Source organism: Ruegeria sp. CDSA236 (assembly GCF_059611285.1).
Window position 1 is genome coordinate 214,500 of sequence record NZ_JBXWPG010000004.1, and the last position, 24,094, is coordinate 238,593.

The 24,094-nt window shown below is 52.9% G+C and carries 19 protein-coding genes and 2 pseudogenes; 11 read left to right on the forward strand and 10 right to left on the reverse strand.

From position 1 onward, the window contains the following. Window positions 1-114 precede the first annotated feature (114 nt). The 5 genes from AC2FLB_RS08950 to AC2FLB_RS08970 all read left to right on the forward strand — a co-directional run bounded on the left by AC2FLB_RS08950 (window position 115) and on the right by AC2FLB_RS08970 (window position 7,417). Complete coding sequence (locus AC2FLB_RS08950; RefSeq protein ID WP_496709093.1) at window positions 115-948, forward strand: type IV pili methyl-accepting chemotaxis transducer N-terminal domain-containing protein; 834 nt, start codon at window positions 115-117, stop codon at window positions 946-948. A gap of 216 nt (window positions 949-1,164) precedes the next feature. Beyond that, window positions 1,165-2,778: a phosphate ABC transporter substrate-binding/OmpA family protein gene (locus AC2FLB_RS08955; protein WP_496702397.1), complete on the forward strand. Its 1,614-nt coding sequence runs from the start codon at window positions 1,165-1,167 to the stop codon at window positions 2,776-2,778. An 82-nt stretch (window positions 2,779-2,860) separates the two neighbouring features. Beyond that, window positions 2,861-4,498, forward strand: a complete 1,638-nt coding sequence (locus AC2FLB_RS08960) for an OmpA family protein (protein ID WP_496709094.1) — start codon at window positions 2,861-2,863, stop codon at window positions 4,496-4,498. 101 nt (window positions 4,499-4,599) lie between these two features. Then, window positions 4,600-6,420 carry a serine/threonine protein kinase gene (locus AC2FLB_RS08965; protein WP_496691409.1) on the forward strand — a complete coding sequence of 607 codons (1,821 nt, stop codon included), beginning with the start codon at window positions 4,600-4,602 and terminating at the stop codon, window positions 6,418-6,420. 175 nt (window positions 6,421-6,595) lie between these two features. Beyond that, on the forward strand, window positions 6,596-7,417 hold the full coding sequence (locus tag AC2FLB_RS08970) for a PP2C family protein-serine/threonine phosphatase (protein WP_496709095.1): 822 nt from the start codon (window positions 6,596-6,598) through the stop codon (window positions 7,415-7,417). Window positions 7,418-7,517: 100 nt separating this feature from the next. On the opposite strand, the gene AC2FLB_RS08975 is transcribed toward AC2FLB_RS08970, so the two are convergent. Further along, window positions 7,518-8,030, reverse strand: a complete 513-nt coding sequence (locus AC2FLB_RS08975) for a cold shock domain-containing protein (protein ID WP_496705331.1) — start codon at window positions 8,028-8,030, stop codon at window positions 7,518-7,520. Window positions 8,031-8,471: 441 nt separating this feature from the next. Between AC2FLB_RS08975 and AC2FLB_RS08980 the strand changes: the two genes are divergently transcribed. Then, window positions 8,472-8,768 carry a hypothetical protein gene (locus AC2FLB_RS08980; RefSeq protein WP_496709096.1) on the forward strand — a complete coding sequence of 99 codons (297 nt, stop codon included), beginning with the start codon at window positions 8,472-8,474 and terminating at the stop codon, window positions 8,766-8,768. Window positions 8,769-8,917: 149 nt separating this feature from the next. Here AC2FLB_RS08980 and AC2FLB_RS08985 read toward each other — a convergent pair whose 3' ends face one another. The 5 genes from AC2FLB_RS08985 to AC2FLB_RS09005 all read right to left on the reverse strand — a co-directional run bounded on the left by AC2FLB_RS08985 (window position 8,918) and on the right by AC2FLB_RS09005 (window position 14,445). After that, entirely contained in the window at window positions 8,918-9,541 is a 624-nt protein-coding gene (locus AC2FLB_RS08985) for a class I SAM-dependent methyltransferase (protein ID WP_496709097.1), read from the reverse strand. 9 nt (window positions 9,542-9,550) lie between these two features. After that, complete coding sequence (gene pssA / locus AC2FLB_RS08990; protein WP_496709098.1) at window positions 9,551-10,297, reverse strand: CDP-diacylglycerol--serine O-phosphatidyltransferase; 747 nt, start codon at window positions 10,295-10,297, stop codon at window positions 9,551-9,553. Window positions 10,298-10,309: 12 nt separating this feature from the next. Beyond that, window positions 10,310-10,984, reverse strand: coding sequence for a phosphatidylserine decarboxylase (locus AC2FLB_RS08995; RefSeq protein ID WP_496709099.1), 675 nt, complete (start codon window positions 10,982-10,984; stop codon window positions 10,310-10,312). A gap of 347 nt (window positions 10,985-11,331) precedes the next feature. Beyond that, a complete protein-coding gene (locus AC2FLB_RS09000) occupies window positions 11,332-12,765 on the reverse strand; it encodes an NCS1 family nucleobase:cation symporter-1 (RefSeq protein WP_496691416.1) in 1,434 nt (477 codons plus the stop codon). 222 nt (window positions 12,766-12,987) lie between these two features. Further along, window positions 12,988-14,445 carry an NCS1 family nucleobase:cation symporter-1 gene (locus AC2FLB_RS09005; protein WP_496709100.1) on the reverse strand — a complete coding sequence of 486 codons (1,458 nt, stop codon included), beginning with the start codon at window positions 14,443-14,445 and terminating at the stop codon, window positions 12,988-12,990. 109 nt (window positions 14,446-14,554) lie between these two features. On the opposite strand from AC2FLB_RS09005, the gene AC2FLB_RS09010 reads away from it, so the two are divergent. After that, window positions 14,555-15,121 (forward strand): recombinase family protein, encoded by a 567-nt coding sequence (locus AC2FLB_RS09010; RefSeq protein WP_496691418.1) that lies wholly within the window; start codon window positions 14,555-14,557, stop codon window positions 15,119-15,121. A 46-nt stretch (window positions 15,122-15,167) separates the two neighbouring features. Here the strand turns inward: AC2FLB_RS09010 and AC2FLB_RS09015 are convergent, their stop codons facing one another. Both AC2FLB_RS09015 and AC2FLB_RS09020 read right to left on the reverse strand, forming a co-directional pair. Further along, entirely contained in the window at window positions 15,168-16,121 is a 954-nt protein-coding gene (locus AC2FLB_RS09015) for a helix-turn-helix transcriptional regulator (RefSeq protein ID WP_496709101.1), read from the reverse strand. 454 nt (window positions 16,122-16,575) lie between these two features. Then, window positions 16,576-17,053: pseudogene (locus AC2FLB_RS09020) on the reverse strand (IS6 family transposase); the annotation flags it as partial. Between the two features lie 178 nt (window positions 17,054-17,231). Between AC2FLB_RS09020 and budA the strand changes: the two are divergent. Further along, window positions 17,232-18,026, forward strand: coding sequence for an acetolactate decarboxylase (gene budA / locus AC2FLB_RS09025; protein ID WP_496709102.1), 795 nt, complete (start codon window positions 17,232-17,234; stop codon window positions 18,024-18,026). A gap of 123 nt (window positions 18,027-18,149) precedes the next feature. Next, window positions 18,150-19,802 (forward strand): NAD-dependent malic enzyme, encoded by a 1,653-nt coding sequence (locus tag AC2FLB_RS09030; RefSeq protein ID WP_496709103.1) that lies wholly within the window; start codon window positions 18,150-18,152, stop codon window positions 19,800-19,802. A 97-nt stretch (window positions 19,803-19,899) separates the two neighbouring features. Here the strand turns inward: AC2FLB_RS09030 and AC2FLB_RS09035 are convergent, their stop codons facing one another. Next, window positions 19,900-21,123, reverse strand: a complete 1,224-nt coding sequence (locus tag AC2FLB_RS09035) for a YbfB/YjiJ family MFS transporter (RefSeq protein ID WP_496709104.1) — start codon at window positions 21,121-21,123, stop codon at window positions 19,900-19,902. Window positions 21,124-21,268: 145 nt separating this feature from the next. Here AC2FLB_RS09035 and AC2FLB_RS09040 point away from each other — a divergent pair. Beyond that, window positions 21,269-21,475, forward strand: a pseudogene (locus AC2FLB_RS09040) (isochorismatase family protein); the annotation flags it as partial. A gap of 900 nt (window positions 21,476-22,375) precedes the next feature. Here the strand turns inward: AC2FLB_RS09040 and AC2FLB_RS09045 are convergent. Further along, a complete protein-coding gene (locus AC2FLB_RS09045; protein ID WP_496709105.1) occupies window positions 22,376-23,680 on the reverse strand; it encodes a tetratricopeptide repeat protein in 1,305 nt (434 codons plus the stop codon). Between the two features lie 135 nt (window positions 23,681-23,815). Here AC2FLB_RS09045 and AC2FLB_RS09050 point away from each other — a divergent pair, with 135 nt between their 5' ends. Further along, entirely contained in the window at window positions 23,816-24,094 is a 279-nt protein-coding gene (locus AC2FLB_RS09050) for a hypothetical protein (protein ID WP_142639695.1), read from the forward strand.

The window sequence follows — 24,094 nt, forward strand, 5'->3', positions numbered from 1 at the left end:
CGTTCGAATGTGGTGGGTTAAATGTGAACAGGGGTAAGGTTAACTGCAATGAGAATGAATCGACGAGTCTTCGTTAACTGCGCATCAGTCGCGACAGTTGCGACATTATTGCCAGTGGGGGGAAATGCACTGGCAATGGCCGCAGGTCAGGTAGCACACCGTATACTGGCCGCGGATAAGCTGAGTTTCCTCACAGAGAAGGTCGCCAAAGCCGTTGTGCTTTTGAGCCTCGGTGCTGAGGTGGAAAAAGATCTTGCAGAGCTGCAACATGCTCATGATGAGTTCGACAACATCCTTTTGGGGTTCCGCGAAGGCAAAGGGTCTTCGGGTGTGGATCGCGAAAGGTTTGTGTCCGTCAACAATGCTCTGAAAGAGGTAGAGACGCTTTGGGCGCCCTATCGCACAGCGGTTGAAGAAATCATCGCGGCCGGGTCTGTTGATGACGAACATCTTCATATGATTGTCGACAATGACGAGGTTCTGGAAAAGGCCTGTCACCATGTTGTTCGCAAGCTGGAAGAAGCTTACGGGGACGTGGACATTGATCTGGCGCTTGCGATTGCGCTGGACTTTGCGGGTCGCCAACGAATGCTGACGCAGAAAATCTGCAAAGAGATCGCTCTGGCTGCCACAGGCAAAGACACTGTTGAGCACCACGAGAAGTTCAAAAAGAACGCCAAGAAGTTTGGTAAGATCGTGGATGTGCTGATCGAAGGTGGTAGCAGTTCGATAACAATCGCCAAACCGCCAAGCAAAGCTGCGCGTGAAGCATTGACCGAAGTGCAGACGCATTGGGTCAAGTTGCAGCCCGTCGTCGAACAGCTGGACGGTGTTGATGTTCCGAATGTCGCAGATGTAACCCATTTCTGCGCCGAGATGGACGTTCTTGAAATCGAAGCCGAAAGGGCCGCGCTTCTGTACGAAGAGGCAATCAAGCTCGATTCCTGATCACCATCAGCGGCTTGGGCAACGCCTGGGCCTGAGTTCGGGGATATTTGCAATCCAAGGCATTGCAATCACCGAGAAACTGTAAATCGCGCGATTTGGCTCATTCACCTCTGCAACGCATATCCACAAACCGCAGTGCAGCCACATTCGCGTCTTTTGATGCACAAAAACATGCATCAAAAAAACACCAAATGAGTGCTAACTCGAGGAGTTAAGATGTTAAATTCGACATTCCAGCGGCTGTTCGCCGCCTCTGTAATCACAGGTTGTATCACCACAGGCTCACTCGCGCAAGAGGTGCGTCTGGTCGGGAAAGACAGCAATATCGATGTTATTGGCAATCTTTTGTCGTCGAAAGACGGGAAATATCTGGTCGAAACCGATATTGGCGAGTTTGTGATCAACCAAGATCTTGTGACCTGTGAGGGCGAAGCCTGTCCGACCGAACAGACATACGTCTATGATCTTGAGATTTCCGCACCGGACGAAATCGCCGAAGTTCTGGTTCCGATTATTGCCGAGGGCTATGCCGCGGTCGCGTTGGAAGCCGAAGCCCAGCTGTATGACGAAAACGGTGAACCGGTTGATACCGAGACTGTCGATGTGGGCGACCACAAGTTTGGCGAAGAACATGACTTTGCCTTGGTGCTGAGCGATCTTGAAGGCGACGACGTTGCCACGTTCGGCATTCATACGGCGAATGGTGCGCGCTTGTTCGAGCGGATGGCCAAGAAAGACGCGTCGATCATCTTTTCGGAAACGCCGGCCGGTAAAGCGGATCGTTCAATCGTATCCGAAGGCGGTGGTGGAAATCTGCGCGATTTCGATCAGGAACGCGTCATTGCCGTGGACGGATTTGCGATGATCGTGAACCCTTTGAACCAGATCCCTGATCTGAGCGTTAAGCAGGCGCGCGATATCATGTCCGGCGACATTACAAACTGGTCCGAGGTTGGCGGGTCCGATGCGCCCATTCACGTGTATTCCTTCGACCCTGACACCGAGGCTTATCACCACATTGAAAAGCTTCTGTTCAAAAAGTCGGACAAATCTCTGACAACTGAATCCAGTATCGTCCATGACAGAACCGAATTGACGACCGCGATCATGGAAGATGTCGCTGGCTTTGGTATCGTGAACTATGCGGCCAAGCGCTCGGCGCGCGCTGTTCCGCTGCGCACAACCTGCGGGATCATTCAGGACCCGAGCACCTTTAACCTCAAGACCGAAGAATACTATCTGCAGGAACGGGTTGTGGTCTACAACCGCGCGGATATCGACGGCTATGCGCGTGAATTGGTTGATTTTCTGGACACTGACGGGCTGGATGGACTGGTTGCAAAGGCTGGATATATCGACCTGTCGATCACAGCGGACAGTCAGGAGCGAGCTTCTGAACGGCTGGCGGCCGAGCTTGAAGAAGGTGAAAATGAATACGAGGCCGAACTGGTCGAGAGCCTTCTGAAAAACATGAATACCCATGATCGTCTTTCGACAACGTTCCGTTTTGCGCCCGGCTCTAAGCGTTTTGACAACAAGGCCGAGCGGGATTTGGCACGGATGATCAAATACTTGGGTGAGAGCAAACCAACCGAGGTTGTTATCGTTGGGTTTACAGATAACAAAGGCCCCTTTGACTCGAACCTGCTGATTTCGCAGGAGCGCGCCGAAGCCGCATTGGATCATCTGATCGAAGTGGCAACGGGTGGCGAGCTTGAAGGCATAACGCTGAAGGCATCCGGATACGGCGAGCTGGAACCCGTGGCCTGCAATGACAGCCCGCGTGGCCGCGCAATCAACCGCCGTGTTGAAGTGTGGATCAAAGAATAATCACATGATTGGAAGCCGCGGCCATTGTGCTGCGGCTTCCGCGTCACGCGTTAAAATTTATCCGGGGTTTTAGACGAGTATGATGAGTTTGTCCAAATACGCAGCTGCAGCAGGCTTTGTGGTCATTGCTTCTTTGGGGCATGCGCAGAATGTCACGCTGACCGCGAAAAACGGGTCCAGGTCGGTGACAGGTGAGCTGGTAGATATCCAGCCAGGGAAATTCATTGTCCGTTCCAATGTTGGTGTGCTTTCTCTGAACGCGTCTGAATTTCTTTGTCAGGGTTCAGGCTGCCCGAAAAGTTTGCCTTCGGATACCGACATGGTGGTTTCTGGCGCAGGAGGTCTGGCGGATATCCTCCTTCCTCTTGTCGTAGATGGGTTTGCCTCCGAGCGGGAACTGTTCTCGGACACCTTTGATCTGCAGGGTGTACCATTGGGAGAGCAGCACGGATTTGACACAGATGCCGGCAAGGTTTCGACGATCGGAGGACGAAAGGCCTTTGATATCCTGATCACCGATGACGCGGCTGAACCGGTTCACAATATCCTTGTCAAAGAAGCAACCGGGCAGGACTTGTTCGAGTCTCTCATTGCCGGTCAGAGCGATTTGATTATCAGCGAAGAGCCGGTTTCAGCTGAATTGTACCGAAAGGCCAGGAAGAGTGGTCTTGGCGATCTTACAGCTTTGCAGCAAGAGCATGTGCTGGCGGTTGATGGCTATACGGCTTCGGTCAATCCTGGAAATGGCACGAAGGCTCTGACGGTTGATCAGATTTCGCAGATATTGTCCGGTGAAATTACCAACTGGAAACAGCTCGGCGGCCCAGATCAAAATATCAACGTCTACTCGCTGCCCAAATCCTCTGGGGCGTTTCACCGAATTGAGGGTTTGATCCTGTCACCATTTGGGCGTGAGTTGTCCCCCGGTGCCGAAATCGTAAATTCTGATCGCGCACTTTCCCGTGCAATCGAATCCGACCTGTATGGCTTTGGTGTCATGCGGTATTCTACGATCCGCGATGCGAGGGCGGTGCCTCTGCTCAGCGAATGTGGCATTGTCCATCTGCCAAACCAGTTTTCGATGAAAACCGAAGAATATGGGCTACAAAATCGGGTGACCGCCTATAACGGTCGCGATTCCGGAAGCTTTACCACAGCTTTGGTGTCCTTTTTGGATAGTCCTGAAATTGACGGGCTGGTTTCAAAGTCCGGGGTCACAAGCCTGTCTGTTGTCGAACAGGAAGAGGACGCAAAGTTCGAACAGCTGAAGGCGAGCATCGAAGCCATGGCGGTTTCGGCAAATTCGGCTGAGATACGGTCCTATGTTGCGGAAAAATTAGCGACCAGGCGCCTTTCAACGACGTTCCGTTTTGCGCCCAGCTCGTCCAGCCTGGACAACAAGGCGAAGCGGGATATCGCCCGAATTGCTGAATATATCCGGGATGTCGAACCCTATAAGATCGTTTTGGCCGGTTTTGCCGATGCCGGCGGCAGCTTTGGCAAAAACCGTCAGCTTTCGTTGGCGCGCGCCAAAAAGGTGCTCCAAGAGCTGAACAAAACCATCGAACCAAATGGCACTTTGGTCGAGGTGCGTGGTTACGGGGAAATGGCCCCGGTCGCGTGCAACACCAACTCGATTGGCCGTGCTAAAAACCGCCGTGTCGAAGTTTGGAGCGAACTAGAACGGCCCGATGCCGGAGTAACCGCATGGGGAGAGTAAAGCATCATCCCCAGGTTCCTGACACCACTTTTGTACAGATTTTGTGAGCAACAATAGGCCGGCACCGGAACCAGCTGACCAAGGTAGGGTAAATATTTCCAATGGTACAACCAGTCCACTCAAACGAACATTTCCCGGACGAACTCGCTCCGGGCACCCGGCTATTGGCCGGCCAATACACGATTATTCGATTTCTCAACAGCGGCGGTTTTGGCATCACCTACTTGGCCAAAGACAGCCTTGAGCGCACGGTCGTGATCAAAGAGTGCTTTCCCGAGGCAATCTGCAGACGGAGTCAAACGGCCGTTCGTCCCCGTTCACAGTCTCATACGTCTTCCTATGAGGCACTTGTCAGGTCGTTCGAAACAGAAGCGCGCAATCAGTCGAAGCTTGTGCATCCGAACATCGCGGGTGTGCACCAGGTGTTCCGGGACAACGAAACCGCCTATATGGCGATCGATTTCATCGAAGGCAAAGACCTTCTGGATACGATCGAAGAGCGCGGCATCCTACCTCCGGAAGAAGTGAAAAACCTGCTGCGCACCACGCTCAAGGCGATTGGATTCATACACAGTAAGGGCATGCTTCACCGGGATATCTCCCCGGATAATATCTTAATCGACAAGGATGGCGAGCCCGTGGTGATCGACTTTGGTGCCGCGCGCGAAAGTGCAGCTAAATCCGACCGGGCCATGTCGATGTTGCGTGTCGTCAAAGAAGGGTATTCACCACAGGAGTTCTATCTGCAGGGCGGTGAGCAGGATCAATCCAGCGATCTTTACGCTTTGGCCGCTACATTTTACCATGTCATCAAAGGGTCCGCTCCGCAGGATAGCCAAACCCGTCTTGCTGCCTTGGCCCAGAACGGAACGGATTGTTACGATCCACTAGAAGGCGCTGTAGAAGGTTATCGCCCCGCTTTCCTTAGGGCGATAGATCGCGCTCTCAGCATCCCGCCCGAAGACAGATTCAAGTCCGTGCAGGAATGGCAGGACGCGATGGAAGAAAAGATGCCGATCGAAGCAAAGCCCGTTTTGGAATCTGCTGTCGAATTCAACGATACGGTCTCAGTCAACAAGAAACCATCGCGTGGTCGGTCGGGTCCCATTGCCCTGGTCGCGCTTATCGCCATCGGACTGGTCGGAGGCGCCGGCTATTATTTCAGTCAGAGTGGAGAATCCGGGCAGGGTGAAACGATGGTTGCTGAAACCAATGTGCCAGTAGTCGCCGAACAGGCCAAAGAAACTGTGGTTGCGACGGCGGTCGAGGCCACGCCTGCCGCTGTCGAGCCCGTGGCAGAAGTTGAAACTCCTGCCCCGGCTTCGCCCGGCGTAAATTGGATCAGTTGGACCGGCCCCGCCGTTGATTTGCCTTTCACGACTGTCACAACTGCGCAGCCACAGGGCAGCTTTTCCATGGTCACACTTGTGCGCTCTGATCTTGATCAAGCGGCAACGGAATGGCTGAAATCCGGAACAATCATTTATGTGGTAAATGGCAATCTGGTAGTGGATGACGCCTCAATTATTCGTGCGATCCAGTCCAGTCAGACCGCATCGGATAGCGGTCAAATATCTGTGGACTTGCGGATTAGAACCGACGCGGACAGTCCGGTTACCGAACAGACCTTAAACGTCCAGATCGGACATGTGGTCGAACTGGCCAATGGCACTCAGTTCATTACCGTCAGTCAGGGAAATGGGAAGTGGATCACCAAGGTTCTGCGCGCACCATCATCCGTCGTGCCTGTCCGCGTCGGCGACATTGTTGTGTCCGAAGCCGCTTCGCAAATCGCGGTTGAAGGTGAAAACGACATTGCGCGCGTATTTGAGGAACTGACCAAAAATGGTGTGGAACTTGCGCAGCTGACAATTGCCCGAGATGGAGAATTGCAGGCTGTGGATCTGCCGCTCAATCCCTGATGCCTTCATGACCTGTGGTATAGGGTGGCGCCTGAACCGCCAGTAGCGGTCGCACTGGAGCTTTGATTGTCGCCTTTCATGTTTTGGTCCAGATCATTGAGAAGCCCCAGCACTGCAGGAAAGTACAGAATTTATTTGGAAGGGTTTTCTTCTTTCACTTTCGGAGAGATTTCTTATGCAGATTGGAAATGCCTTAAAACATCTGGCACGGGAACGTGCTGTCGAATTGTTTGACGTTGCGATAGCGATCAACCAGGGCGCACGTGACTATCAGGAAGATGCCATTCTGACCGAAATCCCGGCCGGATCCGATTTCGGAATTATTGTTCTGTCCGACGGTATGGGGGGGCACGCAGCAGGTGATGTTGCATCGAACCTCATCGTCCATGCGGTGATGAACTGCTGGAGATCCGCCGGCCTGAGCTGTGAGTCATCGAATGCTGAGGTGACAGATTTCCTTCATCGCGCGACCCAAGAGGCAAATAGCCAAGTTCGCCTCGCCAGCATCAAAGAGCAAAAAACCAAAGGCATGGGGGCGACTTTGGTTGCGCTGGTCTGCATCCAAGATCGTGTGTTTTGGCTTTCGATTGGGGACTCGCCGCTCTATCTCTGGCGTGACCAAAAGCTGATGCAGCTGAATGAGGATCACTCGATGGCGCCTCAGATAGATATGATGGCGAAACTGGGAATGATGGACCCAGAAGCCGCGCGCTGCCATCCCGATCGGAACACGCTTATATCTGTCGTATATGGCGGGGATATTGCCAAATTGGATTGCCCCGCTGATCCGATGATACTTTGTGCCGACGATATTCTGATCGTCGCCTCCGATGGCCTTCAATTTCTACGCAATGATGAAATTTTGGATGTTGTCACGCAAGATTGCGAAAAGCACAGCGCTGCTATCGCGCAAAACCTGATGGGGGCTTTGACAAAGTTGAACCATCCTGATCAGGACAACGTGGTGATTTCGGTGGTGAAGTTCGGCGCGCCGTAAGGCCCCACAGCTTTGGCGGTGAAGATGGGCCTGGGCAATTTTCGGGCGCTAAATCCGTGTTTGCGATGCACTTTGGCTGCCGACTATCCTCGGGACTATTTCATGTCCAGGCCTGAACCGAAACCACAACTCTGCCGCCGGGTTCATCGCTCACCTCAACGCCCAATGCCTCTCCGACGCTCACCAATCCAAGACCGGCTTCTGCTAGTGTGTTTGCGTGCAAAAAACAGTCCCTGCCGTCATTGAAAACATTGACGAACCCATAGTTCTTTTCCTGACTAAACCACTTGACCCTGGCCGGCAGAACCGAGGTCGAGGCTATCTGCCGGGAGGCATTGCCATTCTGCTTCGTCGCTGCGGGGGCGGCTTCTGACTGGATGCGCAGGATTTCGACAATTTGGAACCCCTTTGTCGCTTCGCGTGTCAGTGCCTCTACCGTGCATCCAGTGGCGATTGAGGTCTGGCCGAAATCGTGCAGCGCACTTTGATGCAGCAAAGCATCCTTGCCGGTCACAGAGCAGGTTAAAAAGCCATAGCCTTTTTTAGCCGAAAACCACTTCAATGTTCCTGTGATGTGCCCCAGTGAAACATCACCTAGTCTTGATCCGTCCATAACCGTTTACCATTAAGCGTCACAACCTTCGCCTGCAAACCTGATCAGTAAATGTGGTATTTATTAGTCATGTTTAAAAATATCTGCCTGACGCAAAGTCAAATTTGCAGTTGCTATTCCCGGGCGCCGAGCCGCGTGTGATCTGAGGGTCAGAGTAAGCGTGCAGATATACCGCTCTAATTGGCTCAATCCGATTCCTCGCGGGTTTCAAATGACTCTCTCGCTCCCGGGACACGCAAGGTCATAGAAACTAGCGGCGGTTTCTCTGAAAACCGCTGTGTATAGGTAATTGAGAACGACCCCATTGCTCGGGTTACAACGAAAGTCTCCGGCGTCGAGGTGGCGTGAGGGTCTGGATTTCTGAAGGTGTTGTGCAGAACTGGGCGTCACCTCGACGCAAGTAAGCCGATCACCCTCATAGTGGACATCACGGGTCTGAAAATGCGTAGCGGCGACGGTTGGCATGAAGAAAAGCACGGCATCAGGAAAGCCCGCAAAGCCTGGCGCAAGCTGCATATCGGGCTTGATCCGGAAACCGGCGATATCCCCGCAGCGGAGGTGGCCACGGAACATGTGGGCGAGAAACTGCGGCCAGATCTGCTCACCGATGTTGATGCCGATGTGAGCCGGTTTCTGGCGGGTTGTGCCTACGACGGCCATGGAGATCCGAGGACAGTAGCAACCCCTGCATCGAAATTCGCGAAGAAATTGAGCAACAGCAATGAAAACACACCGTAAAAAGCTGAAGACACCGCAAAACGGTTTGGTAGCAAAGCGTTGTGGCTACACGAAGAAGCATCGTAAGCTAAATTTTGTTTAAATATCGAGGAAAGCTGGTGTTTCTCAGTTTCCTGTTTGCAGCCGTACCAAGTTCTTTCACCGAACCGTTACGTGAGAACTGATTTTTTCAGTACCAAAAATGTCATCATCCCCAGAGGTGGAAGGGTTCTTTGCTCCTCTACGGCAAGCGCATCCTCTTGCAGAACTGTTTCAATATCGAAATCAGAATGCCAGCCAATCGTATTTGCGACCGGAGCAATCGCGCGTTCCAAGGATGCGAGCAACCCCCGCTTTCGTTGGAAATGGTTGGTAATCACTACTTTTCCACCCGGTTTACAGACCCGCGCTATTTCCGCCATTACCCTTTCCGGTTCCGGTACGACGGATAGCACGTGCATTGCCGCAACCGTATCGAAATAGTTGTCGGGAAAATCAAGCGTGCGGGCATCCATTTGCCTCAGCTCGACAACATGGTTCAGCGATAGGTCTTTTGCTTTGTCGCGCGCCTTTTGCAGCATGTCCTCACTGAAATCGATTCCGGTCACTTGCGTTTCGGGCCCGTAATGTTCCAGCGAAAGTCCGGTGCCGACGCCAACCTCCAGAACTTTGCCTGGACGTCTATTGATAAAATCAACCGCCTGCTGCCGCCCGACATTGGTAACTGCCCCAAACGTCTTGTCGTAGATGGGGGCCCAGCGAGCATAGGAAGTTTGAACGGCTTTGATGTCCATATCGAGTCCTTAACGGTTAGAAGGTATTCCCCTGTCGAGCCACGCCCAGGCGACCGTGCCCACATATCCGAAACAAAGCACAATCAACGTAGCCCAGGCGAAAGTCAGCAATGCGGCCCCCGCAACAGCGACACCGATGAGAAAAAACTTTGCGTTCTCGCGCGAGATTCGCGTCGTCTTGAATGACCAGGTCGGTATTTGGCTGATAAGCAGAAGACCGATGATCACCATATAAAGGCAAATCAATATACTGGGCAGCAAAGGGGCATCGGCGAAGGCGAAGGACAGATACATTGGCAACATGACAAGCAGCGCCCCTGCAGGGGCGGGTACTCCCTCGAAATAGGCCCCATCAAGATCGCAGGTTTCGGATTTGCTGCCCACATTGAACCGGGCAAGTCTCATGACGCAGCACACCACAAAAAACAGAACCGCAATCCAAGCCGCACTGCGTATATCCTGCAAGGCCCAGAAATAAAGAACGAGCGGTGGGGCGACCCCGAAGTTCAAGAAATCTGCAAGTGAGTCCAGTTCGGCCCCCAGTTTGCTGTCACTGCTGAGAAGGCGCGCAATACGGCCATCCAGCCCATCCAGCACACAGGCGGCAATTATCAACTGGACAGCGAGCACGTAATTGCCCTGAACGCCAAATCTGATTGCTGACAGGCCCGCGCATATGGCCGTTATGGTCAATGCATTCGGCAACAAATGGATCAGCGCAAACTCGGTCTCTTCCTGTTTGGGTGGTTTTTCCACTGATCCAGTTACCTACTTTTCTTCAGGCGTGGGCAAACTGGCAAGGACGGTTTCGCCCGCAATCATCGTTTGCCCTACACGCACTTGTAGGACCATGCCATCAGGAAGATAAACATCCAGCCGCGACCCGAAGCGGATCAATCCAAATCGTTCTCCAGTTTGCATCGCTGCGCCTGGCTTCACAAAGCAGACGATCCGTCTGGCCACTAGGCCGGCAATCTGGACAACAGCCAGATTCTGACCGTTTTTCATACGAATGCGCAGGCTGTTGCGCTCATTATCAGCACTGGCCTTGTCCAGGGATGCGTTGAAAAATTTGCCGGGGCGATATGCAACAGCGGTAATCTCACCTTCAATTGGCGTGCGGTTCACATGACAGTTGAAGACACTCATGAACACACTGACACGGGTGAGAGGCGTGTCAGGCATCCCAAGCTCGTTCGGCGGCACCGCCGCTTCGATCAGCGAAACCACCCCGTCCGCTGGGCTGACGATCAACCCTTCTCCTGTGGGTGGCACGCGTTCCGGGTCGCGAAAGAAATAGTAGCACCAGATCGTGAGGCCGACACCAATCCAGCCCAGAATGTTAGACAGGATAAACAGACCGAAAGTAATGGCGGCAAAGATCGCGACAAACCGAATACCTTCCGGGTGCATCGGTTTGATGAACGTATCGCGCATGCGCATTGCAATCTTTCCCCTAGGTCAACTGATTGAACTTCATAAGTGGATTGGTAGGGAAGGCAAGTGGGACTATTGCGGTGGGCAACGATTGATGGCGGGGTGTTACAATTTGATGGGTTCTACTGACAGCTTTTTTGATGCCCAGGTATCGGGGGTTGGACCAGGCGCCAGATTTTCGTTGTGGCATTCCGCACCGTTATAGATCCCTGATCCATGCAAAAAGCTCCAAATGCGCCATACTGCGATCTCTTTAGCACTCCATTGCAGGCAGCTTTTGGTCAGAGCCACTGTCAACAACCTCAATACCTGATGGCAGGCGGCGCGCCGCCCGCCATCTATTTTCTCAAATACTAAGTGTTCTTCTTGGCCATAGCATTATAGATAACACCGCCAAGTATCGCACCGATGATCCAAGCATATCCTGACAGAATCCCCAGTGCTGGCACCCAAACAGTAGCCACCGAGAATACTGAAGCAAAACCAAAGGCAATTAGTGCCGAGTCATTCCAACCGTTACCATAATGGTAGGCACCGCCTTCCATGTTGTAGAGGTCGTCCACATTCAGCTCTTCCTTCCGAATCTTGTAGTAATCTACGATCATGATCCCAAAGATCGGAGCCAGCGTCGCACCGAGCGTGTTCACGAACCCAGCAATGCCGATATTCGAGATAATGGCCGTCCAAAGACCGCCAATTACCAAGGCAAAGACTGAAGTGGCCAGACCTGCCTGACGGAAGCTGATCTTACCAGGGGCCAGGTTGGCTATGCCATTCACCGCCGGAATGAAGTTCGCGACCAGATTGATGCCAACGGTTGCAGCGAAGAAGGTAATCGCTGCGATGATGGCCAGCAGAACGCTGTCGGTCTTCTCGACGATCTCGGTCGGGTTGATGATTTCTTCACCAAAGACCACGGCGGCACCGCCAGTCGTCAAAAGCGCCAATGCCGAAAAAAGGATCATGTTCAGCGGCAAACCGGCAAGATTACCGGCCTTCATGGATGCCTTGTCGCGGGAATAGCGCGAAAAGTCCGAGAAGTTGATCATCACGGCTGAGAAATAGGCAACCATAGTTCCGAATATGGCGATGAAGCCTTTAACTTCAGATCCAAAGGTTCCTTCTGGGTTGGCGAAGATGGTCGCGGTTGCGCTCAGAAGCTGCCCGTCCGCGCGCTGCCATAGCACGATGACCAAGCCTATCATCACCGCATAGACGAATGGTCCGGCAAAGTTCAGGAATGTCTCGACCCAACCCATGCCGCGCCAGAAAATGACGATATGGAACACCCAAACGAGGAGAAAGGCAAGCCAGTCGATGCCCGTCAACCCTAACATCTCTGCACCACCGCTGATGCCTGTTATCGAACGGATCAACAATGAAAGGGCGGTCGAAGCGAAATAGACCTGAACGCCATACCAGAAGACAGCGACTGTGGCCCGCAATACTGCCGGTAGCTTGGATCCGGTTGTGCCCATACTGGCGCGCGCCAGAACCGGATAGGGGATACCGTATTTTTCTCCGGGCGCGCCGGATAGGTTCACCATCCACATAACGAACAGCCCCGCGAAGATGAGTGCCAGGAAAGCTGTCCAACCCCCAACGCCGTAGGATATAAAGAGCGACGCAACTAGCGAATAGCCAAACAGTGATTGAACATCGTTGGCCCAGATGTTGAAAATTGCAAACGCGCCCCAGGTTTTTTCATTGGGCGTGACCGGATTTAGCGTGTCACCTTCCGGATCTGTAGTACTTGCATTTTTTGCAGTTGTTTCTGCGGTTACCATAATGGTCCTCCCATTTTGCTTTCGGGGGGAAAGCCCCCAAGATTTGCGGCAATAGCCGCCCATCGATTCAGGGTTTGTGGCCTGAACCGTTTCCGTCGCAGGGTTGCGACGTTCGTTCCCGTGTCGGCTTGTTGTCAGAGACAAATCAATCCAGTCCGATTGCATGTATCTGCAATCGGTTGATTTGCCCGTAGGCATCAAACTGGTGGATGTCTCAGCCTATCAGCGCTTTGCAATTGCCCAGTAGAAAACACCTCCAAATCCTGCGCCAATCACCCATGCAAAGCCTGACAGCGTATTCAGCATGGGAACCCAGACTGTGAGTACCGAAAATGTAGCCGGAAGGATGAACGACACGATCGCGGCCATATTCCATCCGTTACTGTAGAAATAGGGGCCGTCGCGGGCCGCCGAAAAAAGCTGATCAACGTCCAGCTCACCGGATTTCACCAGATAAAAATCTGCGATGATGATCCCATAAACAGGTGCCAGAACGGCGCCTAATGTGTTCACAAACCCCAAGATACCGATCTGGCTGATCGTCGATACCCAAAGCCCGCCAATCACCAGCGCGTAGGCCGAGGTAATTATCCCGGCAACGCGGAAATTGATCCGACTGGGCATAAGGTTCGCCAGATCGTATGCGGGTGGTATGAAGTTGGCGACGAGGTTGATGCCGACCGTGGCGGCCAGAAATGTCGCCGCCGCCAGGAGTGTTAGTGGCAAGGAATCGACCCTTGCAATTATAGCGGTCGGGTTGGTTAACGCCTCGCCCCAGATTGCGACAGTACCTGCCGTTACAATCAAAGCAATCAGGGAAAAGAAGGCGATATTGATCGGTAGACCGATCAGGTTACCCTTTCGCATTTCATCTTCTGACCGTACGAACCTGGAAAAATCGCCGAAATTGATCACCACGGCCGAAAAATAGGCGGTCATTGTGCCCACGACTGCAGTGAATGCGCCAAGTGAGTTGCCCTTGTAGTCGCCGGTTCCGCGGAAAATAGTGCCGACCTCCAGCCAGAGATCGTTGCCGACTTCGACCCAGATCATGATCGCCAGCGCCACCATCACCGCATACACAAATGGGCCAGCGAAATTGAGAAAACCGACAATCGGATCGATACCGTTCCAGAAAAGTGCAATCTGAAAGGCCCAGACTGCCAGAAAGGCACCCCACTCGATGACGCTGAGGCCCAGAAAGATTGCAGGGCCATTTTCCCCGATCAGTGCGACCATGGCCAAGGCAAGTGCAGTCGATGCAAAATATGTTTGTACACCGTACCAGAAGATAGCCACGACAGCCCGGATGAGGGCAGGGAAATTCGCCCCGCGAACACCCATGCTGGCTCGTGCCATTACAGCAAATGGAATTCCATATTTGACACTGGGTTTGCCGATCAGGTTGACGAGCCCCATGACAATGAATCCCGCCAACACGATACCCGCAAACACCGCCCAGCCATTCAGCCCGTAAGTCAGGAACAGCGACGCCGCCAATGTATACCCAAACAGCGATTGAACATCGTTGGCCCAGACATTGAAGAGCTCAAACCAACCCCAATCGCGCTTCTCGATAGGAACGGGGGCCAGGTCCTCGTTGTAGAGGCTGGAATCCTTTGTAGCTTCTGTAAGAGAATGCTGCATTTCGTCCCGGTCATTCGCTGCGGCGATTGTCATTGCACAGATTCAGCGCTATTGTCGTGCAGAACTGCGTGCAATAAAACGGTCATAAATGCGTGCAAAAGTCAAGAACTACTGTGATCCAATCCTACGAGACTGATTTAAAATGGTAAAAATCGGATATGCGCGGGTATCATCGAAATGGTACCGAAGTGAGGTTCAACTCAGCGAGCTCAAGCGTCAGGGATGCGACCGCATATGGAGCGATACCGCGCAGGACGGGACCAACCGAGGCGAAACGCTGGAGGAATTTCTGGCGGATGTTTCGGCTGGTGACGTAATCGTCGTGTCTCGTCTGTCTGCGATTGCTGACTCGATCGCAGAGCTATTCAATCTGTTAGAACGGCTTCACGAAAAAGGAGCGGCATTTCGGTCAATGTCTGAACCCTGGATCAATACCGCAGACGGGCGCGCGAGTATGGTCTTGGAAGTACTAGGCGGAGTCATCGACTATGAGCTTGGGTTGGCTGACCTGGAAAGCCGTGCAGTGGAAGATCGGCCCAAATCCTTCGGCCTGAGTAAAGGACGACCGCAAAAACTGAGCGCAACGGAACGCGAAGAGGCGATTTCCCTGCTATCGATGGGCAAGACTGCGGCAGAGATCGGTCGTATGCTGGGTGTGAGCAGATCCACAATCTCTCGGCTCAAGACTGCGCAAGCCGAACCCGGGTAAGAGAAATTATGTGTAATTTGCGCCTCTGCGCTTTTTCAATGCGAATTCAAAGATACCTGACCCACAACCTTTGATCACGGTTACACCCAAGTTCTTCGACCATCTTTTTTGAACTCAAGTTGAACTCTCTCGCGAGGTCTGTGATTTGGGCGGACCGAAAACTATCAGTGTTTCGAGCGAGTCTGCCGTCGTCAAAGGCGATCAACTCATGGGACCTGCCGCCCCAACGGACGATCCCACCGCACAGCCGCTGACGTTCTGGATTGACTATTTCTGCCACGGGGTCGGCAAAGAAATCGCTCCATTTGAGGATACCGGTACTGACAGCTCGGGCAACCGCCTGTTCGATCGTCCGACTCTTGAGCTTGGTAGTGATGGAGGCAATCAGAACATTGATCGTTCTCGAAGCGTGCCGCGTTTTCCTGGCAATGACAGTCGGTTTCAAACCCGACGCGAACATCTTCAACACATCCAGTTCATCCGCAGACAGTGAATCCGATGGAAAGTTGAATACGGTTTCTATGACATCGAGGGCAAGCAGATGCAGGACCTGCGCTTCCTGGCGTAGGGCAGGGAGCTTTTTCGCGATCAAGGCGCTCCACTCAGGACGAGCCATATTGGACGTGACGGTAAACACGCCGCGCTCGCCAAAAGGGTTGATCACTGGAATGGAAAGACCGTTTTGCCCCACTCCAAACCTTCTGGCCGCTTGAAAAAGCGCTGCATAGTCGGCTTGGTCGTCGAACACTGCCCAGTCGATTGGTGCGATAATTTGGGCGCCGAAACGAATGAGGGGATCGGCCAAAACGAGATTGTTGTCGACGTAATACTTGGCCCATTCCTCTGGAAATGTAGTGCAGCCATGAACGACATTATGATGCTTGTCGATGTGGGCGTAGGAGGCGTTTTCAAATCCAAACTTTTGGCAAATTTCCAGAAGAAGAGCTTCCCCAGATTGCCAGAGATCCAGTTCAGAATTGCCAATATCTGCAATTTTCATAGATCGTCTTTCTGTCCTGCGTTGCCGTCGGGGCGGAGTAGCAACCTAAAACTGAACTAACTATTCGGGAATTCCCGTAGCCAACCGAACATTTGAATACGGGTCTGTTATGGGGACGGTAACAGAGCGGAAACCCGCTGATGAGACACATGAAATTGACTAGCTGGCAGCGCAAAACTCGTCACGGCAATAACCGATTTTGTGGTCTTGCGCGGTTCAGTTTCCGTAGGTCGTGGGCATCTTGAGCGTGTGATCTAAGCCCATCCGGCGTCATGTATTTCATCTTGTCAGCAAGCGGCCAGGAACGAAATTCAGCCTTCATTTCGTCGACATCTGCAGCAGGGCAGGGGAGCGCAAAAAGCGCCGCTAGGGCTATGTGTCAGATAGCGATAAAGCCGTGAGCGATCACCGCGCAGCAAAAAGGTTCCTGAGACGGAACGCAGATGGTGAGATCATGTCGATGGTGATCCGCGTGCGGCGCAAGATCGTAGATTGGCCTGAAATAGCTTCTCAACTTATCCGTGATCACGACACGGGGTTTGCCGAACTGCGAGATCAATCGCTTTTAAAACGCCTTGCCGCCTTGGCGTTTCGCTGTGGTTAGACAAGAATATCAAGGGTATTCCCATTCGCATCCACTGCCCGCCAGAGCCAGCATTTCCAACCGTTAATCGGTAAACAACTCCTTGTAAATGCCATTTGTCGGTCGCCTTTGGCCGGTCCCGCTTGATGCAGTCGGCGAAATGACGGCCAAAGCGGTAAACCCATTGCCGGGCAGTTTCCGGGCTGACGATTACACTGCGCTCAGCAAGCAAATACTCGACAGTGGCCGTGCTGTGGGCGAAACGGAGATAAGCCCATACGGCTTAGGCGATGATCTCGCAGGGAAAGTGAAAGCCCTTCCGGCGCGGCATTGTCCGTGGCGTTCTCATGATGATCGGTTATCCCGGCGCAATCCCACGATCATCTTTGTAATGCCCTATGAAGCTGTAAACTATCAAATAATCTCTTGTGTTGCCCGATCTCGAGAGGCCCGCGATACTTGAAAGCAAGACAGTTTCGAATGGTCGAAAATGTATAGACGCCAGGCAGATAGATTGGTGAAACAGCATGCGACAAGATAAAGAGCTTACTTTTGCAACGGCTCTGGCTAGTCACTCCAGAGAACTGGGTTTCCAATCGGAAAGACATGCACATGAGTATTATCAGGCTTCGTTGCTGAGCGCAGTCATGCAGGGCGTTTACGACGGGACCGTTTCCATCGAACAGCTGCTGGAACATGGAAACTTCGGCCTGGGTACGTTCAATGCGCTCGACGGAGAAATGATCGTGTTGGATGGCGTTGCCTATCGCCTCGACGGGAATGGCAATGCTTCGGTCGCAAGCGATAAGGCTCTGACACCTTATGCTGCCGTCATCAATTTCGAACCAGCGGTTTATCGATCTTTGGACAGAGAAACACAAAAGGATGCTCTTGAGGCCCAGCTTGATGCTTTGGCAGAGGCAAGAAACCTGTTCTATGCCGTTCGATTTACCGGCAACATTAAACACATAAAATACAGAAACGTCCTACGGCAGGAGAAACCATACAAACCTCTGCTGGAGGTTGTAAATACGCAGGCTGAGTTTGAGCTGAACAACGTCGAGGGGACAATTCTGGGTTTTCGATGCCCGGATTATGCCGTCGGGATCGGCGTCCCGGGTTACCACCTACACTTTATTTCCAGCGATCTGAACAAAGGAGGACACGTCCTGGATTACACTCTGACCAACGGTCGAATAGAAATTGATCATACGTCTTCTCTGCATCTTGAACTTCCAGAAACCAGATCATTTTCAGACGCCAATCTGTCTGCAGGCGCTTCGGCCGACAGCATCCTAAGTGCAGAGAGTAACAATACTTAGGCACTTCTATGCAGGATGATTAAATGCAACCGTGCTCTAAGTTCGTTGCAATTGCCGTCTTATAATGCTGACTTTACTGGACGTCGCGTGCAAACAGTGCGTGCCGATCCGAAAGGGTAACCTATGGTCGATTCCGGTCCTGTAAATTTACAGTATTTGACAAACCCACTCTTGAACAAAGGTACTGCCTTTTCTCTACACGAACGAGATAAGCTCGGATTGCTAGGCCTTCTTCCGCCACACATCGAAACGCTCGAAGCCCAGGTAGATCGTGCCTATGCCGCCTTTGAGCGCGAAGAGACACCGCTGGACAAGCATGTCTATCTGCGTGGCCTGCAGGATGACAACGAGGTTCTGTTCTACGCTCTGTTGGTGCGGCATCTGACCGAGATGATGCCGATAATTTACACACCCGTTGTGGGTGACGCCTGCAAACAGTTCAGTGAAATCTATGATCACCCACGCGGATTTATCATTTCGTACCCAGAGCGTGACCGAATCGATGACATACTTGAGAACGCCATCCTGCCCTCTGTCGAAGCCATCGTCGTTACCGACGGAGAGCGGATTTTGGGTTTGGGTGATCAAGGCGCGGGCGGTATGGGAATTCCGATCGGAAAGCTCTCGCTTTATACCGCTGCAGGCGGGATAAGCCCGTCTGTAACGCTCCCGGTGGTATTGGACGTCGGCACCAACAATCAGGAACGGCTGGAAGATCCCCTTTATATCGGCTGGCGTCATGAGCGCATCACCGGGGATGACTATTTCGAGTTCGTCGATCTTTTTGTGCAGGCGGTAAAGCGCAAGTGGCCGGATGTGTTGCTGCAATTCGAGGATTTTGCACAGCAACATGCGGCACCCCTGCTTGCGCGGTATCGCGATCAGCTCTGTACATTCAATGATGATATCCAGGGCACGGCTGCGGTAACGGCAGGCACTTTGCTGGCTGCCTCAGATGTCACCGGCATTCCGCTAAAGGACGCTACCATCGCGTTTCTTGGAGCGGGATCAGCGGGAGTGGGTATCGCAGAACAATTAGTTCAACTCATGATCCGGCAAGGACTATCCGAAACCGAGGCGCGTGAGCGCGTCTACATGGTGGATCGGAATGGCCTGTTAACCGATGCGATGACAGATCTTCTGCCGTTCCAGAAGCAGGTTGTCCAACCCCTCAACAAAGTGGGGAGCTGGTCCAATGGTGAAATTTCCCTGCTGGATGTGATTAATCAGGCCAAACCCAATATTTTGGTGGGTGTCAGCGGTCAGGCAGGCTTGTTCTCTGAAGAAATCATCCGTGCAATGGCGGCTCAGACTGATCATCCTGTCGTGCTGCCGCTGTCGAACCCGACATCACGAATTGAGGCCGCGCCCGCAGATATTATCGACTGGTCAGGTGGCCTTGCAATAGTCGCCACCGGAAGCCCGTTTGATCCCGTTGTCTACAACGGCAAGACGCACCATGTCGCGCAATGCAATAATTCTTACATTTTCCCGGGTATGGGCTTGGGTGTGCTGGCGGCAGGAGCGCGCCGAGTCACTGATGGAATGTTCATGGCCGCCGCCGAGGCCTTGGCTGCATTATCGCCTGCGAAGTCCGATCGCACCGCAAGCCTGCTGCCCGATGTGGAGGACATTCGCCAGGTCAGCAAAGCTATTGCATTTGCCGTTGGTCAACAGGCGCAATCGGACGGGGTTGCGCATAAATCCTCAGAAAATGACCTGAAAGCGGCGATAGAGACGAAGTTCTGGATCCCGCACTATGAGGCAATGGCCTGAAGCAGACCCGCGCTGGAGTGACCAGAGCGCTATTCTTCGCGCAGTCAGAACCCACCTAGTCTGTTGTAGTGAATGAGCGCAGTTCGGAACAGGACGGTTACGCCACCGCACGCCCGAGTGGTTTTTGCATCGCAGCACAAAGGGCACCCACCAGCAGGACGGCAGAGGCCACTACAAGGCTATCTCCAATTTCTCCGGTTATGTCTCCGATGACGCCGGCTCCGATCGGTCCGAGTGTTTGTGAGATAGCGAAAACAACTGTAAAAAAGCTTACGGTTGCACCCCAATCCTGCTGATCCAGATTCTGGCGGACAAAGCTGGTGACAGCACTGGGCGGCATAAAGACCGACAGCCCAAACACGAGCGCCGACATGATCAATCCATATCCGTTTGGAACAAGGATCGGCAGGGCTGAACCACAAGCGACGCCGGCTAAGATCAACGCCAATGGCGTCCCAGAAGCGAAGCGGGCTAATATCCCACGCCAAACAAATGGCGACGCCATAATGCTGAATCCAAGGATCATCCACGTTGCCGTGGTCAACAGGACACTGGAATGCTGCTCCTTCATCCAGACAGCGATAAAAGTTACGTAGACTATGTAACCCAACCCAAACAGCGCGTATCCGCCGAGTTCGCCTAACATCCTGCGCACCGGAGGAATGGAAGGAAGCGCTGCGTCGTGCTCGGCTTTGTTTAGCTTTGTGGACGCCCAAACGGAAAATGGACAAATGATCAGAGCTGCAATCCCAACTCCGATCCACGCCCAGTCCCAGAATTGCGGCCCGAAAACGTCCAGCATAGTCGGAAGGGTTGCGCCACATAAGGCGATACCAAACCCACCGCCGCCGCCAAAGTACAAGGCGATAGCCAGTGCATTCCTTCGGGCGCAGTTCTGGAACAGCGATGCCGCCAGAACGCCGCCTGATACAAAGGAAAGAGCGCCGAACAACCCGACCAATGTACGACAAGCGGTTTGAAATACGAGGTCCTCATTTAACCCGGTTATTAACAGACACAGTGCGGTCGCCACAGTGCCGCCAGCAAACAGCCGTGACGGCGAAATATGGCGGATCAGGAAAAGTGTTAGGATTGCACCCATTATGTAGCCAATCGAATTGGCGGTGTTTAGCCAACCAGATTGAGTGAGGTTCCAGCCGAGGCTACTTTTCATTGATGGTAGAATTAGGCCGTATGCAAAGCGGCCAAAGGCGTTGGATATGCTGACGCCAAGCGCAAGGCCCAGCAATATGAGCCAAGGGTTAGTAGTTTTTGCCGAAGTCATGAATATTCTTCCAGGTTGAACAACACCGTGCCCCATTGTGGGTGGCTGTGCAATCTCAACAGATCCTAGTCAGCCCCGTGCGGCTTAACCTGAGAAACAGCAGATTAAATATTCTCAACAAGCTGCCGCGCTGCTTTCGTCTACGCTATGTGAGTTCAACTGAGCAACGACCTGCCAGTTTGGATGGCCGGGTGTTGAGCTTGCTTCAGAGGTCGCTCGACTGCGAGACGACATTCTGCTTCGTCGCAATCGTCTGTCGGCTTTTCAGTCGGCACCTCCGAGTCACCTGACTCCTGGTGAAACGCTGTACGTTTGTGGCATTTCGACGAGCATATGCGTGTCGTCGACGGCCATTGCGGGCGAATCTATCAACAATCTCTTACAATAGCACGCCACCACGACCGGGAACCGCTCGAGAAACGCAAACCTTGCGAATGCTGCGATCGGTCGTCAACGACCGCTTTGGGGAAGCTGCACTGCGGCGCTAACCAAGCTCACGAACGCCAGGTATGTGCCCGTCCGGGAATTCTGTTTGAGGTGGGGCAGGGGATAATGCTGCACCGGCTGTGACGGCCGCTCTGAGCCCAACGTCACGAATGCTGCGCTTTGCGCGAGCGTCCGCTTTTCACCGGTTGTCCAAGAAGCAGAACTACAGAAATACAAATCTTCCAACTGGCATCGCGATGTTGGATCGGCTACGGGACGGTTATGTGCGGATTCTCTTCCAAACTCTCTGTGGTGTATTGTGACTGCTTTGACAGTCGCACTCATAGCTGAGGGCTTTGCGCATCGGACAGCTCCCACGTCTACGACCCCGGAACTCACCGCCTATATCGCAGCAGGCGGGCAGTTGAGCGGCATCTGCGGAAATATAGATGGTGACAGCGCACCAGTGACCGTTGATTGCGAAGCTTGCCGCATCAGCAACACGTCCGTTCTGCTTCAAGACAGTTGTCCACGCTTCGTACAGACCACAGCAACGCGAACTTTCGAATTTATCGCCAAACGCGTTGCCGAGCGCAATGATCTCGATCCCACGCGTTTGACCCGCGCCCTGCCTCACGCCTGATTTCATTACCTTTTATTGAAATCAAAGATGCCCGTATCCCTCTGGATGCGGCGCGATTGTGCTTGGAGGCCGTTAAATGACTATTACCGATACACCTGCGCAGTCCGGGGGCGGCGCAAACAAACTCTACTTCGCGGCATGGCGCTGGCATTTTTACGCTGGTCTTTATGTCATTCCAATCTGAGCAAATTGATTGTGACACATCCTACTGCTTGAGAATCAGGGTCTGATGGTTCCTGACCAACCCGCAGCCTTCATTGCACTGATCAGCTCTTGAACTGGCTGTGGGTCTACAAACACTCGAGCCTTCAGTGCTTCGAGAGGGAAGCTTGGCCAAGTGTCCGAAAATACTTTTGCAAGCCGCTGTGCCTCTGCTTGTTCTCCGTTCCTCCAGTGGGCTGCCATAAGGTAAGCTGCGGAAATTGGTCCGAACGGCCCACCACGCGATATTGTTTCATCAAACGTCCTGATTGCGGCAGCATAGTCTCCCGTATGGAACTGAGCCGCACCCAATGCATTGTCAAATACAAGTCCCCCTCCTTGTGGGGCCAGGACTCTATATCGCGCTGATTGAGACAAAACTCGTTCAAAATCAGATATATAAAGGGAAATCAAGGCATCGAATTCAGCAACATGAGAATCATCGGGTGCCAAACCTACGGCCCGTTGGGATAATCGAACTGCGCTATCGTAATTGCCCACCCCAAATTCAAACCAGGCTCGCGCTGAAAGCGGCCATGCTGCATCCGGAGCCAATTCCAAAGCATAAGCACTATTCTTGTCGGCCGCGTGCAAAAACTCATCAGAACCTGGATCGCCAGATTTCATGATGGCGAACATGGTTTCGACCTGAGAAGCGCCAGCATACCCCCCGTAATAAAACGGATCTCGTTCAATTGCTGTTTGGAATATCAACAACGCAGGTTGAAGGCGTGCCAAATCTGTAACCGGAAAAATCAGATCCCGGCCAGCGTTGCTTAGGTTCATTGCTTCGACGCGGGCTGGCGACACGTCGTAGATCGCAGTTTTGCCAGTTATTGGAGCAACAGATTTCGAACCGCGGCCGATCAGAACACCGACTAGAATACCGGCTACTAGAAGTGAAAGCGAGATAACGACTGCGTAAGCCTGTCGCCTTCCGCGTAATGGTTGTCTGCTTCGATTGGAGCCCGGCAAAAACTCGGGTGCGTAACTTCCGACAGGCAATGAGATTACCAATTCGTCAGCGATCCCATTACTTTCATAATAAGCTTGGAGTTTTCGCCGAACACGTCCCGCATCCACGCGTACGACGCCTTCGCGTTTCAATAGCTCATCCGCGTCGTATCCATAAACATCCATCGCAATGGTTTTGGCGCGTATCTCGTTGGAACGACCCTCGAGCGATTCCATCACAACATAAGACAGAAAAGATCGCATGCGGGCGGACCCTTTGAATTCATCTGACTTCTGAACCCTATCCAACGCATCGCGCACCTGCTCGGCCGAGAACTGTTGAGTGTCATTCTGTTCCTGATCGTCCATGCTGACGGTCAAAGAACTATCCTTTCGCAATAAGGGTTTGTCGCCATGGTGCTACGGTAGCATGCGGCTTTATACGTTCAATACATATTCTGTTGGATGCATGCTTGGCAAACGAATGCCTGAAGGGCGCTGCCAATGACGGATGATGAGTTCTTTGAATCCCAATTTCCCGAAGCGGGTCGCCTGCTGCAGGACCTGCGGGCAAAAGACCAAGAGTTTGATCGAATTTGCCGCGACTACAAAGAGGTCTTCGCCGAACTGGCGGTGCCGCCAAGGTCGCAGTCTGTTCTTCAGATGCGCTATCTCGCCGATCTGGCAGAAAGCCTTTCGGACCTGCGCAGCAGTATTGACGGACGGTTGCAGGCGCATGGCCTTGATTCGGAATCGGTACGGAACAAAGATTTGGAGGTTTGA

Bases quoted from the DNA above. Each gene is read 5' to 3' on its own strand.
- AC2FLB_RS09005 (WP_496709100.1), bottom strand. From the start codon at position 14,445: ATGACAATCGCCGCAGCGAATGACCGGGACGAAATGCAGCATTCTCTT.
- AC2FLB_RS08985 (WP_496709097.1), bottom strand. From the start codon at position 9,541: ATGGACATCAAAGCCGTTCAAACTTCCTATGCTCGCTGGGCCCCCATC.
- AC2FLB_RS09015 (WP_496709101.1), bottom strand. From the start codon at position 16,121: ATGAAAATTGCAGATATTGGCAATTCTGAACTGGATCTCTGGCAATCT.
- AC2FLB_RS08970 (WP_496709095.1), top strand. From the start codon at position 6,596: ATGCAGATTGGAAATGCCTTAAAACATCTGGCACGGGAACGTGCTGTC.
- AC2FLB_RS09035 (WP_496709104.1), bottom strand. From the start codon at position 21,123: ATGGGGCACGGTGTTGTTCAACCTGGAAGAATATTCATGACTTCGGCA.
- AC2FLB_RS08965 (WP_496691409.1), top strand. From the start codon at position 4,600: ATGGTACAACCAGTCCACTCAAACGAACATTTCCCGGACGAACTCGCT.
- AC2FLB_RS08955 (WP_496702397.1), top strand. From the start codon at position 1,165: ATGTTAAATTCGACATTCCAGCGGCTGTTCGCCGCCTCTGTAATCACA.
- budA (WP_496709102.1), top strand. From the start codon at position 17,232: ATGCGACAAGATAAAGAGCTTACTTTTGCAACGGCTCTGGCTAGTCAC.
- AC2FLB_RS09050 (WP_142639695.1), top strand. From the start codon at position 23,816: ATGACGGATGATGAGTTCTTTGAATCCCAATTTCCCGAAGCGGGTCGC.
- AC2FLB_RS08960 (WP_496709094.1), top strand. From the start codon at position 2,861: ATGAGTTTGTCCAAATACGCAGCTGCAGCAGGCTTTGTGGTCATTGCT.
- AC2FLB_RS08975 (WP_496705331.1), bottom strand. From the start codon at position 8,030: ATGGACGGATCAAGACTAGGTGATGTTTCACTGGGGCACATCACAGGA.
- AC2FLB_RS09000 (WP_496691416.1), bottom strand. From the start codon at position 12,765: ATGGTAACCGCAGAAACAACTGCAAAAAATGCAAGTACTACAGATCCG.
- AC2FLB_RS08980 (WP_496709096.1), top strand. From the start codon at position 8,472: ATGCGTAGCGGCGACGGTTGGCATGAAGAAAAGCACGGCATCAGGAAA.
- AC2FLB_RS08995 (WP_496709099.1), bottom strand. From the start codon at position 10,984: ATGCGCATGCGCGATACGTTCATCAAACCGATGCACCCGGAAGGTATT.
- AC2FLB_RS09010 (WP_496691418.1), top strand. From the start codon at position 14,555: ATGGTAAAAATCGGATATGCGCGGGTATCATCGAAATGGTACCGAAGT.
- AC2FLB_RS09030 (WP_496709103.1), top strand. From the start codon at position 18,150: ATGGTCGATTCCGGTCCTGTAAATTTACAGTATTTGACAAACCCACTC.
- AC2FLB_RS09045 (WP_496709105.1), bottom strand. From the start codon at position 23,680: ATGGACGATCAGGAACAGAATGACACTCAACAGTTCTCGGCCGAGCAG.